The organism is Flavivirga abyssicola (genome assembly GCF_030540775.2).
In the GTDB taxonomy this organism is placed as follows: Bacteria; Bacteroidota; Bacteroidia; order Flavobacteriales; family Flavobacteriaceae; genus Flavivirga; species Flavivirga abyssicola.
This window is the reverse complement of sequence record NZ_CP141266.1, coordinates 781,638-800,400: the sequence shown is the minus strand read 5'-3', so window position 1 is coordinate 800,400 and position 18,763 is coordinate 781,638. Positions and strand designations below refer to the sequence as shown.

The window sequence follows — 18,763 nt, the reverse complement described above, 5'->3', positions numbered from 1 at the left end:
ATTAAAAAAGTAGAAATCTGGTTTTGACACAATTAATGCACCTTTCTACTTTTATTATTAAATAGAAAATGGTATTTTCGCGCACGATATTTTGTCAATTATAGTTAAATTGGCAATCAAGTTAACAAGCTAAACCTTAACAATGGGGTTTAAAAATTTAAATTACAAATGGCAGTTTTAAATAAGATTAGACAACGTTCACTATTTTTGATAATAATTATAGCATTGGCGTTATTTTCTTTTGTATTAGCAGATTTATTTAAGAACAGTGATGCACTTGCTTCAAAATCACAAAATATTGTTGCTACTATAAATGGGAAAGATATTACACGTGAAGATTTCATGCAAAAAGTAGAAGCTGCTCAAAGACAGGCTGGACCAAATGCAACAAATACTCAAGTCATGAATAGAGTATGGGATCAAGAAGTTAGAAGAGCTGTAATGCAGACTCAATATGATGAACTAGGGATTTCTGTTGAAAAAGATCAAATGAGAGATTTATTAAAAACATCTTTGGCTACAAGCCCGGAGTTTTTAAACGAAGCTGGACTTTTTGATGAAAATAAATTAAACGAATACATTGCTAATTTAAAAGAAACATCACAACAAGCTTATGCCAGTTGGGTGAATTATGAAAAATCTGTGGCTGCAAACGGGTTACAGCAAAATTATTTCAATTTAGTTAAAGCAGGTTTAACAGGTACTTTAGCCGAAGGTAAGTTAGAACATCAACTAGAAGGGAATAAAGTAGATATTAAGTATGTGCAAGTATCTTATGCATCAATTAAAGATACTTTAGTAGAGGTGTCTAAATCGGATATTTCTAACTATATCAATAAAAATAAGAAAGAGTATGAAGTAGAGGCCTCTAGAGATATTAAGTTTATTCAGTTTAATGAAGTGGCATCTGTTGAAGATGAAAACGCTATTAAAGCAGACCTTAATGTGTATCTAAATGGTCGATTCATTGATGAAACAGGAAGAAAAGATACTATAGTTGCTTTTTCGAAAGTTAAGGATAACGAAGATTACATTAACGTAAATTCAGATATAAAATTTGATAAACGTTTTGTATTTAAATCAAGCCTGCCAGCAGCAGTTGCAGACACTATTTATAGCCTTGAAGAAGGTGGGGTATATGGCCCATATAAAGATAACAACCACTTTAAAATATCTAAGGTCATTGCTGTTAAGCAAATTCCAGATTCAGTAAAAGTAAGGCATATTTTAATTCCTTTTGTGGGAGCTCGAAGTGCTACACCTGAAGTGACACAAACTGAGGCAGAAGCTAAAGTAACTGCAGATAGTTTATTAGCCGTTATTAAATCAGATCGTTCTAAATTCCCAGAGTTGGTAAAAGAATTCTCATCAGACCAAGGAAGTGTTGAAAAAGAAGGACGTTACGATTGGCATCCTTATAACACAATGGTTTCGGAATTTAATGATTTTGAATTCGAAGGAAAAACAGGAGATTTAGGTGTTGTAAAAACAATTTTTGGATTTCACATTATAGAGATTGAAGGACAGAAAGACAAAGTTAAAGCAATACAAGTAGGAACCATAGCTAGAAAGATTGAACCTTCTGAAGCTACAACGGCAAAAATATTTAGAGATGCTTCTAACTTTGAAATTAAGGCTGGAGAAGGTGATTTTGAAGCATTAGCAAAAGAAGGCAGCTATACAGTACGCCCAGTAAACGGTATTAAAGTTTTAGATGAAAATATACCAGGTATCGGAAACCAAAGACCAATTGTACGTTGGGCTTTTGAAGAAGATGCTGAGGTTGGAGCTGTTAAGCGTTTTAATATTCCTAATGGTTACGTAATTGCACAGTTAGTTGCTAAAAATAAAGCAGGCTTAATGTCTGTTGAAGATGCTACAGCTAAAGTATTGCCTCTTGTTAGAAAAGAGAAGAAAGCGAAAATGATTAGAGATAGAGTATCTGCTAAAACACTTGAAGATTTAGCTGCAGCAGAAAATACAACTGTTAGATCTGCATCTGCAATAAATATGAAAAGTCCAACGATTTCTGGAGCAGGTAGAGAACCTTTAGTTGTTGGCGCTGCTTTTGGATTAAAAGAAGGAGAAACCTCAAAGTTAATAGATGGTGAGAATGGTGTGTATATGGTACAAGTTACAAAAGTAACACCTGCTGTAGAACTTGATAGTTATCAAGCAGCGGCAAACAGAGTAGAACAACAAAAAATAAATGTTGTTAATTCTAAATTATACAATGCTTTAAAAGAAGCTGCAGAAATTGAAGATAATAGAGTTGAAACTCAAGTTCAATAGAAAAAATAATTAAGAAATAAAGCTTAAAAAGGTCTTGTTTACAAACAAGGCCTTTTTTGTTTTTTTATAATACCATATCCCTATAAGGAATTACAGTATTAAAACCTTTTTGTTTAAAATAAGACGTTGGATTATCTTTAGAAGACGCTAAGATAAAATCCCCTCCCCAAGCACCAAGACTCTTAATACTACCTTTAAAATCATTGAAAAAAAGCGTTTTAATGACCTTTTGCTTAGTTAGTTTAGATATAATGGCTTCATGTAGGTTTATTAAGCTTTCAAAGTCCTCAAGAGAATCAGTGGCAATCATTTGAAGGGTGATGTTGTTGATGTCTTCAATACTTGTTTTTAAATGGCTTTTGTTAGCACGGTAATGGGTAATGCCTTCTCTACTGTTCTGTTTTTTATTTAAATAAACAAAATATAAATGATCCTTAAAAGAAGGATTAAATTCTATTGATTTAACTATGGGCCTGGTATTTCCCAATTGATAAGTAATAGGAGTGTTATGCTGCGCACATGCAATATCATAACCACTACCTCCAAAAGTAGTTTCTAACAATTTATACGCATCAATATCCGCCCATGCAGCTATATTATTTATTAATGTAGAAGAAGTGCCCAAACCCCAATGTCTAGGGAAATCTAACCTGGTTGTAGTTTTGAAGCCCTTGTTTGTATGTAAAAAATTTGGATTAAGCTGTTTAGCTGCACTTAAAATTTGAATAAGCCTTTTGGAAATATCATTGTCATTTCGAACGGTATGAGAAATCTCATTATTTGTGATTTCAAAAGTAGTTTCAAACCAAACGGTTTTATTTTCATCTAAACTCTTCCAAACAAGTTTGAGGTCATCAATAACTTCAATCTCTAGAGATTGCCCATGTTTTGTAGGTACAGCTAATGAAAGTGCTCCGTCAAGAACCGCATATTCTCCTGTAAGCAAAAGCTTTCCGTTACTATAGTAAGACTTCATTTATTTTTTTACCCTTAGCTTATTAATAGCTTCAACAACCGCACTATGAGTTACAGTATTTGTTTTGAAATGTTCAGTTATAGTTTCCTTTTCTTCATTATTAGCTTCAAACTGATTAAGAATATTCATTAAATGCATTTTCATATGCCCCTGCTGAATACCTGTAGTTGTAAGAGAACGAAGCGCTGCAAAATTTTGAGCTAACCCAGCTACGGCTACAATCTGCATGAGTTCTTTGGCAGAAGGTTTATGTAACAATTCCAGTGCTAGTTTTACTAAAGGATGCAAGCCGGTAAGTCCACCAACAGTACCTAATGCTAGAGGGATTTCCATCCAAAAAGTAAATAAACCGTTTTCAATTTTAGCATGCGTTAAACTGCTGTACTTTCCATGTCTTGAGGCATACGCATGTACACCAGCTTCAACCGCTCTAAAATCATTTCCTGTTGCCAAAACAACAGCATCAATACCATTCATAATACCTTTATTATGCGTAACAGCACGATAAGGCTCCACTTCGGCAATATTAACAGCTTGGACAAATTTATTAGCAAAAACTTCACCCGAAAAGGTATCGTTATCACTTAAATCTTCAACGCTGCAGCTTACTTCGGCACGTACTAAACAATTAGGAACGTAGTTAGACAAAATACTCATAACTATATCTATTTGCTTTTCTTGGGAAGAGAAACCATCAAATAACAGTGCTTCATTTTTTAAAGTCTTAGCAAACTGTTCTAAGCAAGAGTTTATAAAATTAGCACCCATGGCATCAAGTGTTTCAAAAGAAACATGAAGCTGATAATAATGGTCTATATCACTAGTTTTGTCACGTAACTCAATGTCAACAATACCACCACCACGTTTTTCCATGTTAGCAGTAATAGCCTTAGCATCCTGAATGAGTTTAGACTTTATGCTGTTGAAAAACTGATTTAATTTGTTAAAATCACCTTTATATATAAAGTGAACCTGACCAATTTTAGTTGTAGAAATAACACGTGTTTTAAAGCCACCTCGCTCCAGCCAGAATTTAGCTGCTTTACTGGCAGCAGCTACTACAGAACTTTCTTCAATAGCCATCGGTATGGTATACAAGGTGTCGTTTATTAAAAAATTTGGAGCTACACCAAGTGGTAAATAATAGTTGGTAATAGTGTTTTCAATAAACTCGTCGTGAAGCTGTTGTAGTTTTTCGTCAGTGTTCCAATATTGTTTTAAGATCCGTTTAGCATCTTCCGTATTAGAGAAATAAGTCTCAACAATCCAATCAATTTTTTTAGATTTAGACAGTTTAGAAAAGCCAGTAATAGATTTACTCATAAAATGTTAATTAGCTATGCAAAGATACTACTCTTGGTATGAATATTGAATACCTTGATTTGTATGGTCTTATTTAAGTGTTAATAAAGGCGGTTTTTTGCAGAATTTTTAGTAAACTTGACATCATTTTATGAAATAAATATTTTTTTTGATGAAATACCTAAAATTGTCTTTTCTTATTTGCTTTTTTACAACAATTTTTATAACTGCACAAACAAAAGAAATTACCCTCGAATCCATTTGGAATGGTTCCTTTAGAACTGAAAGAATGGATGTTTTACATTCCATGGCGAATGGACAACAATATTCCGTTTTAAACTTCGATAGACAATCACGAACAACGACTATAGATATTTACGACTATAAAACTTTGAAAAAAGTTAAAACATTAGTCAATTCTGGCGCGTTGGATGCCATACCATATTTTACTGATTATGCCTTTAGTAATGACGAAAATAAAGTGATTTTAGTAACAAATGAAACCTCAATTTATCGCCGTTCTACTTTAGGAAACTACTACGTTTATAATGTAAAGGATGAGTCTCTAACATTAATTGCTGAGGATAAAATCCAAGAACCAACATTTTCACCAGATGGAAATAAAGTAGCCTTTGCAAAAGACAATAATTTATATGTAAAAGATTTACAATCTGGAGAGACAACACAATTAACTTTCGATGGAAAAAAGAATGTGATCATTAATGGAATAACAGACTGGGTTTATGAGGAAGAGTTTGCCTTTGTACGTGCATTTGAGTGGAATGCAGCAAGTAATAAAATAGCATTTATAAGATTTGATGAAATTAATGTGCCGGAATTTTCAATGGACATTTATGGCGAAGGGCTTTATCAAACACAACAAGTATTTAAGTACCCAAAGGCTGGGGAATCAAATTCTACAGTATCATTACACATTCATAATCTAAATACCAATGAAACAAAAGAAGTTAAAGTAGATAAAGCTTATAACGATTTTTATATTCCGCGTATTAAATGGACTAACGATTATGATGTTTTGAGTGCGCATTATATGAACAGACACCAAAACGAATTGGATTTATGGATGATACATGCTAAAACAAATACAGTAAATCTAGTTTTAGCTGAAAAAGACAGAGCTTATATTGATATTACGGATAACTTAACTTTTTTAAAGGATAATAGTTTTATATGGACAAGCGAAAAAGATGGGTTTAATCATATTTATCATTATGATAAAAATGGTCAACTTATTAATCAAATAACCAAGGGAAATTGGGAAGTTACCAGCTATTATGGTTATGATAAAAATACAAATAGGATTTTCTATCAATCGGTTGAAAATGGTTCCATAAACCGAGATGTATATTCCATTAAATTAAATGGACGTAATAAAACAAGATTAACAAAAAGTGAAGGAACCAATAAAGCGTCCTTTAGTGCCGATTTTTCATACTTTATTAATACGTTTTCTAGTGCTTCCACACCACCAGAATATACTTTAAATAGCGCAGCTTCTGGGAATTTAATAAAAAGTATAAAAGACAACGATGTCCTATCTCAAAAGCTTTCAAACTATAAAACATCAAAAAAAGAATTTAGTACCATTCATGTAAATGGCAATGATCTTAACATGTGGATGCTAAGACCTGCTGATTTTGATGAATCAAAGCAGTATCCATTATTTATGACTCAATATTCCGGACCAGGGTCTCAATCTGTTTCAAATAGCTGGAATAGTGCAAATGATTATTGGTATCAACATTTAGCACAACAAGGCTATATTGTTGTATGTATTGATGGTCGAGGAACAGGATTAAAAGGTGTTACGTTTAAAAAGGTGACTCAAAATGAACTTGGTAAATACGAAGTAGAAGACCAAATAGCAGCAGCAAAACAATTAGGGGAACGCCCTTATATTGATGCTTCCAGAATAGGAATTTGGGGATGGAGTTTTGGCGGTTTTATGAGTAGTAATTGTTTGTTTAAAGGGAACGATGTATTTAAAATGGCTATTGCTGTAGCACCAGTAAGTAGCTGGCGTTTTTATGATACTATTTATACAGAACGCTATATGACAACACCTCAGGAGAATACCAGTGGTTATGATAATAATTCCCCCATAAATCATGTAAATAAATTAAAGGGGGATTTTTTGTTGGTACATGGGTCTGGTGATGATAATGTGCATTTACAAAACACCATGCGTTTGGCAGAAGCCCTAATTCAAGCAGATAAGCAGTTTGATTGGGCGGTTTACCCAGATAAAAATCATAGTATTTATGGTGGTAATACAAGATTGCATCTGTATAAAAAAATGACAAATTTTATCAATGATAAACTAGGTGATAAAATCGAAAAGCAAGAAAAAAACGAAGTCAAAGAAATAAAGATAAAAGGATAAATTAACTAATTAATAGATTTATGTCAAATTCAACTACAATAAAGCAAAAGGAATTATTTGGGCATCCAGTAGGATTGTATGTGCTGTTTTTTACTGAAATGTGGGAACGCTTTTCATATTATGGAATGCGAGCAATATTGGTGTTATATCTGGTAGCAGAAACACAATCAGGAAATGCTGGATTAGGATGGACTAATGGAGATGCATTATCACTTTATGGAACGTATACCATGTTAGTTTATGTGATGTCTATACCTGGAGGATGGATTGCTGATAAATTTTTAGGTCAAAAAAAATCTGTTCTTTATGGAGGATTGCTTCTTGTAGCTGGACATAGTATACTAGCTGTGGAAGAAATGTGGGCGTTTTATACAGGTTTGTGTTTGATCATAGCAGGAGTAGGCATGTTAAAACCAAATATTTCAACAATGGTTGGAGGGTTGTATCAGCAAGGAGATATAAGAAGAGATAAAGGGTTTACCATTTTTTATATAGGTATTAATGTCGGTGCTTTTTTATCAAGTTTAATTGTTGGATATGTAGGAGAAGTGCATGGTTGGCATTATGGTTTTGGATTAGCAGGAATAGGTATGGCTTTGGGATTAATACAGTATGTAGTAGGGCAAAAATATTTAAAACACGTTGGGAATTTTTTAGGAGCTTCTGAAAATTTAGAAGAAAAGGAAGCCATGAAAAAACCTTTAACCAAAATAGAAAAGGATAGAGTCGTGGTACTATTTATATCTTTTTTATTAGTTATCGTATTTTGGGGAGCTTTTGAACAAGCAGGTGGTTTAATGAATATATATGCTAAAGAAAATACCAATAGAATGTTAATGGGATGGGAAGTACCAGCGTCTTGGTTTCAGTCTTTAAATGCCATGTTTATTATATTCTTAGGAACTTCAGTAGCATTATTTTGGGCAAATAGAAAATTAAAAGGAAAAGTGTCCAGTTCTTTATTTAAAATGATAATCGGATTAATTATCATGGGAACAGGATTTTTCTTCATGTCTGCAGCAGCTTCAGAATTTAATAGTACAGGAGCTTCTGCAATGTACTGGTTAGTTTTAGCATATTTGTTTCATACGGTTGGAGAGTTGTGTATTTCACCAGTGGCATTGTCATACATTACAAAACTTGCTCCAGTTAAATATGCCTCTTTAATGATGGGAGTTTATTTTGCTATGACTGGTTTTGGTAATAAGTTAGCAGGGCTTTTAGGTGAGTCAGCTGAAGGTTTAGGAGAGCTTACGGTATTTACAGGAATAGCTGTTTTTTGTGTCTCATTTGGAGCTTTAGTCATGGTATTCCGTAAAAAACTTGAAACTCTAACACATGGAGCAGAGGACAATGAAAGAACTATGTATGAAGAAGCTGAAGGTTTTGAATTAGCAGATAATTAAAAAATATGTAACCCTCTTTTTGAGGGTTTTCTTCTATAACTAATTAAATTTTTTTTATGAACACTGATATTGAAAATCTATTTAAGGACAGGGTTATCGGGCATCCTGCAGGGTTGTTTGTGTTATTTTTTACTGAAATGTGGGAACGCTTTTCATTTTATGGAATGCGCATACTTTTGGTGCTATTTTTAACGGCTCCTATTTTGAGTGATAATCCTGGATGGGAATGGCCAAGGGAGCATGCTTTAGCTTTAATAGGGACATATGCATCATTATTATATTTAACTCCAATTATAGGAGGCTGGATTGCTGATAAGATTACAGGTTACCGTATTGCTGTAGTTATAGGCTGTTTAATTATGACTTTGGGGCATGCAGCTATGGCTTTGGAAACCACTATGACCTTTTATATTGGATTAGCTTTATTGGTAATTGGAACAGGTTTTTTTAAACCAAATATCACTTCTATTATTTCTGAGATGTATAAAGGCAAAGAATCTAAAAAAGATGGTGCTTATACTATATTTTATATGGGAGTTAATGCAGGTGCTTTTTTTGGTATGATGCTATGTGGTTATCTAGCTGAGAATTATGGCTGGTCTTGGGGTTTTGGTTTAGCTGGAATTTTTATGTTTTTAGGTATGCTTCAATTTTGGTTAGCTGGCAGTTTATTTGGTAGCATTGGAGCTAAACCTTCGAAAGTTTATGAAGTTGAGTTGCCTCAAAATATAAATGAAGAGAGTCCTTCTGAAGAACAAAAAACGAATGTAGATGATAAACTAAACCCTTTCACAATGTTAGATAAGGTATTAATTGTTTTATCTTCTGTAGGCGGGTTGCTGTATTTATTCAATGATCCCTTAGAAAAAATTGGAGGAAAAAGCTTAGCGCCTTTTGAAATAGGAGGAATGAATGGCTCTAACATTATTGTATTAACAGCATTAGCATTGTTTTTAATATTACTTGTAACTAGAATATCTAGATACATTCCGATAGTTAGAGATAGAATTATTGCAGTGTCAATTTTTGGAGTATTCACGGTATTTTTCTTTGCTTTCTTTGAACAGTCGTTGGGTTCAATGACTTTATTTGCCAGAGATTATACAAATAGGACACTTGTTGGGAATTCTGCAATGGTTTTTAAGATTGTTGATGCCTTATTAACAACAATACCCCTCATTATTATTACTTGGGTACTTTTTTTATTATCCAAAAAAACATTTTCAAGGATAGGATTATCTAATATTGTTCTTGCTATTGCATTTGTTGGTATCTGGTATTTGGTAGTTTTTAGATTGGTAAACAAATTTTCTGAGCCAGGAAATGAGATTGAAGCTACATGGTTTGGGATTTTGAATTCGTTCTTTATAATTACGTTAGCGCCATTGTTCTCAAGGTGGTGGGAAAGCAAATATAATCCAAGTGCGGCTATGAAATATGGAATGGGTTTAATTTTATTGGGCATTGGTTTTGCGGTGTTGTCTTATGGCGCTTCAGAAATTCCTTCGGGAGCAAAGACTGCTTCTGTAAGTATAATGTTTTTAATTTTGGCATACTTGTTTCATACCATGGGAGAACTCTGTTTATCACCAGTAGGTTTGTCCTATTTAAGTAAACTAGTGCCGCCTAGAATGATTGGATTTATGTTTGGGGTATGGTATTTAGCAATTGCCGTAGGTCAAAAAGCAGCAGGAACCATGGGAGGGATGATTGATAAAATTTCTGAACAATACTCATTAGGTACATTCTTTTTAATATTCACATTAATACCAGTAGGCGTTGGTTTGATATCTATAATACTTAATCCTGTATTAAAAAAGCTAATGCACGGCGTTCGTTGATCGAAAAAATAGTCAAAATAATTTCAAAATGCTCCAGGTTTGGAGCATTTTTTGTAAGTTCGGTATACGTTTTGCAACAGATATAGGTATGAAGAAAACAATTTATATATTTCTTATAAGCATTTTTACAACAGCATTTGTTAGTGCTCAGGAATTAACCTGGCATACAGATATGGGTAAAGCATCAGAATTTGCAATGCAAGAAAAGAAACCACTATTAATGTTTTTTACGGGGTCAGATTGGTGTGGCTGGTGCATACGTTTGCAAAAAGAAGTTTTTCAAACAAAAGAATTTAAAAAATGGGCTAACGAAAATGTTGTACTTGTTGAATTAGATTTTCCGAAAAGAACACCACAAGATGATAATATTAGAAATCAAAATCGTCAATTACAAAGTATGTTCAAGGTAAGAGGCTATCCCACAATTTGGTTTGTTAACCCAGAAGTTAATTCTGAAAAGCAAATTAACTTAAGAAGTCTTGGAAGTACAGGATATGTAGCAGGCGGGCCAACAAAATGGATAGGTAAAGCTATGTCTATGCTGTAGTTGAGAGTAAAAAACACAAAAGATTATGAAGAAGATATTGTTATTATTAGCTGTTTTTATAACAGTTTATACAAATGCACAAAAGATTAATTGGGTGACTTTTGAAGAAGCCGTAGCACTTCAAGAGAAAACACCTAAAAAGATTATGATGGATGTTTATACTAATTGGTGTGGTCCTTGTAAACTGTTAGATAAAAATACTTTTCATAATAAAGACGTGGTAGACTATGTAAATAAAAACTATTATGCAGTCAAGTTTAATGCAGAAGGGAATGAGAAGATTAACTATAAAGGGAAAACATTTTCGAACCCTAATTACAACCCAGCAAATGCAAATAGACGAAATTCTGTACATGAATTGTCTCGCTATTTTCAGGTTCAGGCCTATCCAACCATTGTATTTATAGATGAGAAAGGCGATGTAATAGCTCCGATTAAAGGGTATCAAACACCACCTCAACTAGAATTATATCTAAAAATGTTTGGTAAAGACGAGCACAAAGAAATTGATACTCAAGAAAAGTTTAATGTTTACTATAAAGCTTTTAAGCCTGAGTTTAAGGGATAAACATTTAAATGCTAGGTTGCGCCTTTCGGTTGCGCTTAAACAGGTTATAATCGAAACCTAATTCAATTCACTTAATATCGAATAATAAAGGCACCTTCTTTACTGGTTTGATGAAAAGGAACTGCTCTTTTCTTACAAATAGTTTCCCAGCTCTTCATGTAAGATTTGTAATTACTTCCATCCGCAATGATATATTTTGGTTTTATGGAATCAATTAACCTATTCAAATTTATTTTTGGAGATCGTCTTAGTAATAGATAATCTGGTTCAAATGATTTTATATTGTAAACTCCTAAACTATCAATAATCAAAAGTCTTTTATGTTTAAGAAGATAAATAGACTGCAAGAAGTCTTTTTTTATGTCATTGATATAATTGGCAACAGTATAATTTTTTATGATGTTGTTGGCTGCTTGCGATAAACTGTCAGAATCAGAAGCGACTAAAAAGTTGTTACCTGTGGTATTGCCAATAAGACTATGCCTGTTTTTATGAAAAACGATAAACTCATTTGTAGGCTTATTATATTTTGAGTAAATAGCAACACTTTGAAAAATTATGACAGTAATTAGCAAATACTTAAAATTAGAATAACGCCATTTTTTTAGAAGTCCTATAAAAGAAATAATAACTAAGTAGGAAGCAATAACATACGAAAGATCAAAAGCAATATCTTTAAGTAAAAAGAAACTTTGTCTAGAAACCCAGGCAATAAAATCATTCATTATACTTATCATTTGACTGTATGTATTTGCTAAAATTTCTGGAAGTACACCCAAAATAGCTAATAGAATAATAAGTATTCCCAAACCTAAAATAAATCCTAAAAAAGGGATGATTACTAAGTTGGATATAAAAAACAAACCCGGAAATTGATGAAAATAGTATAGGCTTATCGGGATTACTCCCAATTGAGCAGAAAGTGTAACAGTGAATGTATGCCAGTAAAAATCTAATATTTTATATTTTGGTTTCCACCGTTTATAAATGAGTGGGTCAACAGTAACAATAGCAAAAACAGCCAAATAACTTAACTGGAAACCAACATCAAATAAAAACATGGGTTTAAAAAGCAAAAGTATAAATATAGAAATAGCTAAGGTGTTGTATATGTTGGTAGGTCTTTTTAGGTTTGAAGCTATTGCTATAATGCTAAACATAGTGATCGCTCTGGTTACAGATGCCGACAAACCAGCAATAAAGGCAAAGCACCACAAAAGCACTACCAGTAAAATTGTTTTTACAAGTTTTCCATGTTTAAAGCTTTCGATAGGTTTGAGTACCAGGCCTAGAATAATTAAAATAATACCAACATGCAACCCGGATACAGCCAAAATATGTATGGCGCCTGCGTTTGTATAATTAGAATAAACCGTTTTACTAATGGTTTGCCGTTGTCCCAATAATAAAGCATTAATTATGGCAAGTTCGTCTGGTTTAAAATGATGAGATTTTAATTTTGAATTGATGTGTTCGCGAATATTGTTAGCAAAACCAAATAGCGTATGTGTTTTAGAACTTACCTGTAAAAGTGATGGATAAGAGCTAAATATTTGATGGTAAATGTATTTATTCTTTAAATAGTTTTTATAATTAAATTGATGAGGGTTTAATGGTTTATTTAAACTCTTAAAGACTATTTTGCTTATAAATATATCATCAACTTTTAAAGCAGTTTGTGATGCATCTTTTTGAATATTTATAAGGGATCTACCGCTTACCTTGTTTCCGTCAATTTCTATAAGATCAATAACATATTTATCATAGAAATTATCAGATTTTAAAACATCTCTAATTCTAAATGTAATCGTTTTAATCGTATCATTTTCTATTGAAATTTGATTTGCATAATGATCAGAAAAGTTTTTTTCATTATGAAAATTTACAGTTAATATACCTATACTAACCATCGTTAAAAAAGAAAGTAACCCAAACCAATTGGTCTGGTCTATTTTCTTTTTTACGGTAAAGTAAAAGACGGATAAGATAGCAAAAAACGAAGCTGTTAGGTATAAAGAAAAATGTAAGGGAATGCTAAAAAAGTAACCAATAGCAATGCCTATAACTAGGCAAATCGTTAACTTAATTATTGTAAAATTCAGTAATTGCACGTATTTGCAATATATGAAATATCTTACAATATTTTACGTACTTCCACAAAGGTTGATTTCCAATAGCTTTCTGAAAGTTTAGAAACAATAACCCCTTTAGTGGAAGTGGCATGTATAAAAGAGATGTCTCCAGCTTTAGACTTTATAATTAGGCCAACATGATTAATACGGTGTCTTCTGTTTTTACTGGTTTTAAAGAAAAGTAAATCACCTTCCTGCGCTTTTCTAAGTGGAATTTTATTGCCTTTTTTCGCCATATCTCTAGATATTCTAGGTAATATGATGTCATGTGATTCGAACGACTTAAAAACCAATCCAGAACAATCCATTCCGGATTTCGTAGTGCCTCCCCATTTGTAGCGAACACCTTCAAATTGCTTTGCGTAGTCTATAATATGATCAGCTTTGGATAGCTTTTTCTTGTCTTTGGCTTTGTAGGCAACTGCTTCTTTTCTGTTCTTTTTACTTATGACCGTTGTTGAAGCTTCTTTTTTATTTCTAGCCCGTTTTGAAGATTTACAGCTAGTAAAGCCTATAATCATTAAAAGAATCAAGATTGTTTTTTTCATTATAAATTGAAGTAGGTTTGGGTTACTAATTGTAAATTTATAATAAAATAAGATATAAACACTTTTTATTTTCCGTAGTACATCCTACTAACATTGGTTTGTGCTTGCTTCCAATTGATTTATAAGGAACTAGCCAGTTCGTTTTGTTAATAAAGTGCAAAACATCAACGATTCGCATTTGCTGCTATTGATTCTAATAGTAAAGCAGTCTTATGCCCTTAGTGCATCATAAATCAACTGAGCCGTTTTTTCACTGGCACCTTTTCCGCCTAAAGCTTTTTCCAGCTCATAATATTCTAGAAATATGGTGTGGCGTACATCAGGATTTAAAATTTTGTCAAGCTCTAATTTCAATCTTTTTTTGTTGAAATTATTTTGGATAAGTTCAGTAACCACTTCCTTATCCATAACCAAATTAACTAACGAAATAAATTTCAAAGTAATGATTCGCTTTGCAATTTGATAAGAAAGAGCGCTTCCTTTATAACATACGACCTGAGGTACTTTAAAAAGAGCAGTTTCTAATGTAGCTGTCCCGGATGTTACTAAAGCAGCATTAGAGACACTTAGTAAATCATAAGTTTTATTGGAGATAAACTTTACGTCGTAAGATTTTATAAAAGTTTCATAAAAACTATAATCTTGACTGGGAGCACCGGCAATTACAAACTGATAATCTGGAAAATCATCGACTAGGCTTAACATCACCGAAAGCATTTTCGTTATTTCTTGTTTTCTACTTCCCGGTAAGAGTGCAATAATAGGTTTATTGCCTAAATTATAAGAGTCTCGAAATTCAAATTCATCAATTTGTTCGCGATTAGTAATAGCATCAATTAATGGGTGCCCAACAAACGTTACATCATAGCCATACTTTTTGTAAAAAGGTTTTACAAAGGGTAGGATAACGTACATAGCATCAATATCGCGTTTTATAGCTTTTACTCTACCAGCTCTTGAAGCCCAAACCTGAGGAGAAATATAATAATTAGTTTTAAAATTTTGGAGTTTTGCCCATTTTGCTATGCGTAAATTAAATCCCGAATTGTCAATAAAAACAATAACATCTGGATTGAAAGTCTTTATGTCGCTTTTACAAAATGAAATGAGTTTGAAAATTTTAGATAGATTCATAATAACTTCAGAGAACCCCATAAACGCACGTTCTTTGTAGTGCTTTACCAAAGTACCACCCACAGCTTGCATAAGATCGCCTCCCCAAAATCTAATGTCTGCATGAACATCTTTTTTTAGTAATGCTTTCATCAAGTTAGAGCCATGTAAATCTCCTGATGCTTCTCCGGCTAGAATGTAATATTTCATCTGTCTAAAATTGATTTGTAAAAATACTCAGATGTAACTTCACTATTTAAAAAAGTTTGAAAACGAATGTGAAAACAGCAATAAAAACAGTAATCAATAAAACTCCCCTTGCTCTATAATCTTGTTTTTTTCTTATAAAAATAAAGAAAGCTATTAAATTTAAAATAGCGCCTAAACTTATTAATTTACCTAAAAAACCTTCAGATGCTGCAGCTTTAATAACTGTCATAAAGTCATCTCCCCGTCCTAAAAAAGTTGCTGAAAAAAATAAGCCAATAGTATTTGCTATGAGGCCAACAAATATTCCTATAAAAATATCTTTTTTAATCATTTAAATTCCAAGTCTTTAAAGTTTTAATGAATTGATGTGCTGTTAAATCAAATTGAATAGGAACAACAGAAACGTACCCTTGCTCTAGTGCCCATTCGTCGGTATCCTCGCCACCATCTAAATTAACAAATTTTCCCGAAAGCCAATAATAATCTTTCCCTTGTGGGGTTTTACGTTTATCAAATTCTTCAACCCAATTTGCTTTAGCCTGTCTGCATATTTTAATACCTTTTATGTCTTCTTTTAAAATATTAGGGATGTTAACATTAAGCACAATATCGTTAGGTAAACCATTATTTAAAAGTTGTTCAGTAATCGTTTTTACATATGATTTTGATGCCTCAAAATGAGCATTCCATGTATAATCAAGTAAAGAAAAACCAATAGCAGGAATTCCTTCAATACCAGCTTCAATAGCTGCACTCATAGTGCCGGAATAAATAACATTTATAGATGAATTCGAGCCGTGATTAATACCAGAAACACAGAGGTCTGGTTTTCGATCTAATAACTCTCTAATAGCTAATTTTACACAATCAGCAGGTGTTCCAGAACAGCTGTATTCAATTTGTGGGCCGTCATCCATGTAAACACGTTCGGCATAAAGTGTTGAGTCTAATGTGATAGCATGTCCCATGCCGCTTTGTGGACTATCCGGAGCAACGACTACAACTTCGCCAATAGTATTCATAATCGAAATTAATGTTCTAATACCTGGAGCGCTTATGCCATCGTCGTTCGTAACTAATATGAGTGGTTTTTCTGTCATTTAATACTTCTATGGCATCGCTAAAATACACAATTTCGCCAGTAAACTGTTAATTTCTTTGGTTTAACAAAAAATTTGCATCAATTGCCCACATTGGCATAATTTTTTCTTTATTTTAGTGAAATATACATATTACTCTATTGGGTAATTAAATATTAATGGATGAAAAAAATTATGAAAAGGAATTATAAAATTTTGTCTCTCTTATTGCTGTTTGCATTTGGATCTTGCAGTTTTACTACTAAAAAATTCAGTAATCCAGATAAAGATAAGCTACTAATACAAATCATAACATTTGTTTTAGAGCAGGGCCATTTTGACCCTATTGCGATGAATGACAATTTTTCAGCGGAGTTGTTTACAGATTATATTGAAATACTAGACCCGGTGAAGCGTTATTTTCATGAGTCTGATTATAAGGAATTTGAAAAATATAAGTATTTTCTAGATAACCAGCTCAAGGCTACAGAAATTACATTTTTCAATGTTGTAAATAAGCGTATGTTAGAGCGTATAGAAGAATCAAAAGGAATTTATAAAGAAGTTTTATCTGAACCTTTTGATTATAATATTGATGAAGAATTCGATACAAATTACGAGAATAGTAAGTTTGTAAACAGTAGAAAAGAAATGAAAGAGCGTTGGAGAAAACAACTTAAATTCTCAACACTTTCTAATTATGATGATTTAATAGAACAAGAAAAACAGGCAAAAGAAAAAGATCCGTCTTATGTAATGAAGACAGATGCCCAAATTGAAAAAGAATCTCGTGATGCCACATTAAAATCTATTGATATTTATTTTAATGATAATATTGACGATTTACAACGTGAAGATTGGTTCGCTATTTATGTCAATACTATTGTTGAAGAGTTTGATCCGCATACATATTATTTAGCGCCTAGAGGTAAAGAAGATTTTGATCAACGTATGTCTGGTAAATTAGAAGGTATAGGAGCTAGGTTGCAAAAAAGAATGGACTATATAAAAATAGTAGAACTTATTTCTGGAGGTCCGGCCTGGAGAAGTAAAAAACTAGAGGTTGAAGATGTTATTTTGAAAGTAAAGCAAGAAGATGAAGAGTTTCCTGTAAATATAGTTGGTATGCGAATAAACGATGCTATTAAATATATTAAAGGGCCTAAGGGTACTAAAGTAACATTGACTATTAAAAAAGTAGATGGAACTGTTAAAGATATTGATATAGTAAGAGATGTTGTGGAGTTGGTTGAAACTTATGCCAAATCTTCAATAGTAAACAAAGGCGACAAAAAATTTGGAGTTATAAATTTACCAGCTTTTTATGTGGATTTTAAAGACTATGAAAATATAAATGCAGCTATGGATGTAAAAAATGAAATTGAGCGTTTAAAATCTGAAGGGATGGAAGGCTTAGTTTTAGATTTGCGTAACAATGGAGGTGGTTCACTGCCAGCAGTTGTAGATATGGCTGGTTTGTTTATAAAAGAAGGGCCAATAGTACAAGTACGTTCTACAGGTGAGGCTAAGGAAGTCTTAAAAGATATGGATAAATCAATTTCTTGGGATGGACCTTTGGTTGTTTTAGTTAATGAAATATCAGCGTCTGCTTCCGAAATTATGGCGGCTGCAATGCAGGACTATAAACGCGCTATTATTATTGGTAGTAAGCAAACGTATGGTAAAGGAACTGTTCAAAATGTTATTAATTTAAATAAGATGTTAAGGAGTAATACCAGTGGGGATTTAGGAGCTCTAGCTTTAACAACCCAAAAGTATTATAGGATTAATGGAGGATCAGTTCAGCTTGAAGGTGTTAAAAGTGACGTGAGAGTGCCTGGACGTTTTAGTTTTATTGATGTTGGTGAAAAAGATAAGGAAAACCCATTGCCATGGGATGAAATTGATGCTGCAGATTATACACCTTGGGAATACTATTTTGATTATAATGAAACCGTAAAAAGGAGTAAAGAACGTATGGTAAATAATGAACAGTTGAAGCTTATTGAAGAAAATGCTAAATGGGTAAAAAATAAAATAGATGAAACTGTTTATTCTTTGAATTATAAAAAGTATAAGGCTAAGTTGGATTTAAATGAAGAAGAATCTGAAAAGTTTAAAGCGATTTCTGAATATCAGACAAATTTAACGTTTAAATCGCACAGCTATGAGATGTCTCTTTTTCAAAAAGATACTACAGACTTAAAAGAGAAGCGCGAGCGTTGGCACCAGAGTTTAAGTCAAGATGTTTATATTGAAGAAGCACTTAATGTATTAGAGGATTTAAAAATGTCTTACCCTATTAAAAAAGTAGCATCTACAGTAGTAAGAAAATAAGTTTATTT

Annotated in this window: 14 protein-coding genes; 7 read left to right on the top strand and 7 right to left on the bottom strand. The window is 32.6% G+C overall.

All coding sequences use genetic code 11. The features are described 5' to 3' along the window. Positions 1-168 precede the first annotated feature (168 nt). A complete protein-coding gene (locus tag Q4Q34_RS03145; RefSeq protein WP_303317001.1) occupies positions 169-2,292 on the top strand; it encodes a peptidylprolyl isomerase in 2,124 nt (707 codons plus the stop codon). A gap of 64 nt (positions 2,293-2,356) precedes the next feature. On the opposite strand, the gene Q4Q34_RS03140 is transcribed toward Q4Q34_RS03145, so the two are convergent. Then, the gene (locus Q4Q34_RS03140; protein WP_303317002.1) at positions 2,357-3,268 is read right to left on the bottom strand and encodes a GYDIA family GHMP kinase; all 912 of its coding nucleotides are present in this window, start codon (positions 3,266-3,268) and stop codon (positions 2,357-2,359) included. Further along, on the bottom strand, positions 3,269-4,591 hold the full coding sequence (locus Q4Q34_RS03135; protein WP_303317003.1) for a hydroxymethylglutaryl-CoA reductase, degradative: 1,323 nt from the start codon (positions 4,589-4,591) through the stop codon (positions 3,269-3,271). Between the two features lie 151 nt (positions 4,592-4,742). Between Q4Q34_RS03135 and Q4Q34_RS03130 the strand changes: the two genes are divergently transcribed. The 5 genes from Q4Q34_RS03130 to Q4Q34_RS03110 all read left to right on the top strand — a co-directional run bounded on the left by Q4Q34_RS03130 (position 4,743) and on the right by Q4Q34_RS03110 (position 11,336). Further along, positions 4,743-6,974 (top strand): S9 family peptidase, encoded by a 2,232-nt coding sequence (locus Q4Q34_RS03130; RefSeq protein ID WP_303317004.1) that lies wholly within the window; start codon positions 4,743-4,745, stop codon positions 6,972-6,974. 20 nt (positions 6,975-6,994) lie between these two features. Continuing rightward, positions 6,995-8,380: a peptide MFS transporter gene (locus Q4Q34_RS03125; RefSeq protein ID WP_303317005.1), complete on the top strand. Its 1,386-nt coding sequence runs from the start codon at positions 6,995-6,997 to the stop codon at positions 8,378-8,380. Positions 8,381-8,436: 56 nt separating this feature from the next. Beyond that, positions 8,437-10,221 carry a peptide MFS transporter gene (locus Q4Q34_RS03120; RefSeq protein ID WP_303317006.1) on the top strand — a complete coding sequence of 595 codons (1,785 nt, stop codon included), beginning with the start codon at positions 8,437-8,439 and terminating at the stop codon, positions 10,219-10,221. A gap of 88 nt (positions 10,222-10,309) precedes the next feature. Next, the gene (locus Q4Q34_RS03115; RefSeq protein ID WP_303317007.1) at positions 10,310-10,768 is read left to right on the top strand and encodes a thioredoxin family protein; all 459 of its coding nucleotides are present in this window, start codon (positions 10,310-10,312) and stop codon (positions 10,766-10,768) included. A gap of 25 nt (positions 10,769-10,793) precedes the next feature. Then, positions 10,794-11,336 (top strand): thioredoxin family protein, encoded by a 543-nt coding sequence (locus tag Q4Q34_RS03110; RefSeq protein WP_303317008.1) that lies wholly within the window; start codon positions 10,794-10,796, stop codon positions 11,334-11,336. 71 nt (positions 11,337-11,407) lie between these two features. On the opposite strand, the gene Q4Q34_RS03105 is transcribed toward Q4Q34_RS03110, so the two are convergent. The 5 genes from Q4Q34_RS03105 to surE all read right to left on the bottom strand — a co-directional run bounded on the left by Q4Q34_RS03105 (position 11,408) and on the right by surE (position 16,439). Beyond that, a complete protein-coding gene (locus Q4Q34_RS03105) occupies positions 11,408-13,447 on the bottom strand; it encodes a ComEC/Rec2 family competence protein (RefSeq protein ID WP_303317009.1) in 2,040 nt (679 codons plus the stop codon). A 23-nt stretch (positions 13,448-13,470) separates the two neighbouring features. Continuing rightward, positions 13,471-14,016: a C40 family peptidase gene (locus Q4Q34_RS03100; protein ID WP_303317010.1), complete on the bottom strand. Its 546-nt coding sequence runs from the start codon at positions 14,014-14,016 to the stop codon at positions 13,471-13,473. Positions 14,017-14,226: 210 nt separating this feature from the next. After that, positions 14,227-15,339 carry a lipid-A-disaccharide synthase gene (gene lpxB / locus Q4Q34_RS03095; protein ID WP_303317011.1) on the bottom strand — a complete coding sequence of 371 codons (1,113 nt, stop codon included), beginning with the start codon at positions 15,337-15,339 and terminating at the stop codon, positions 14,227-14,229. Positions 15,340-15,385: 46 nt separating this feature from the next. Beyond that, the gene (locus Q4Q34_RS03090) at positions 15,386-15,670 is read right to left on the bottom strand and encodes a hypothetical protein (RefSeq protein ID WP_330444577.1); all 285 of its coding nucleotides are present in this window, start codon (positions 15,668-15,670) and stop codon (positions 15,386-15,388) included. Next, on the bottom strand, positions 15,663-16,439 hold the full coding sequence (gene surE, locus Q4Q34_RS03085; RefSeq protein ID WP_303317012.1) for a 5'/3'-nucleotidase SurE: 777 nt from the start codon (positions 16,437-16,439) through the stop codon (positions 15,663-15,665). Before surE ends, Q4Q34_RS03090 begins: the two co-directional genes overlap by 8 nt. Positions 16,440-16,613: 174 nt before the next feature. Between surE and Q4Q34_RS03080 the strand changes: the two genes are divergently transcribed. After that, on the top strand, positions 16,614-18,755 hold the full coding sequence (locus Q4Q34_RS03080) for a carboxy terminal-processing peptidase (protein WP_303317513.1): 2,142 nt from the start codon (positions 16,614-16,616) through the stop codon (positions 18,753-18,755). Positions 18,756-18,763: the final 8 nt, after the last annotated feature.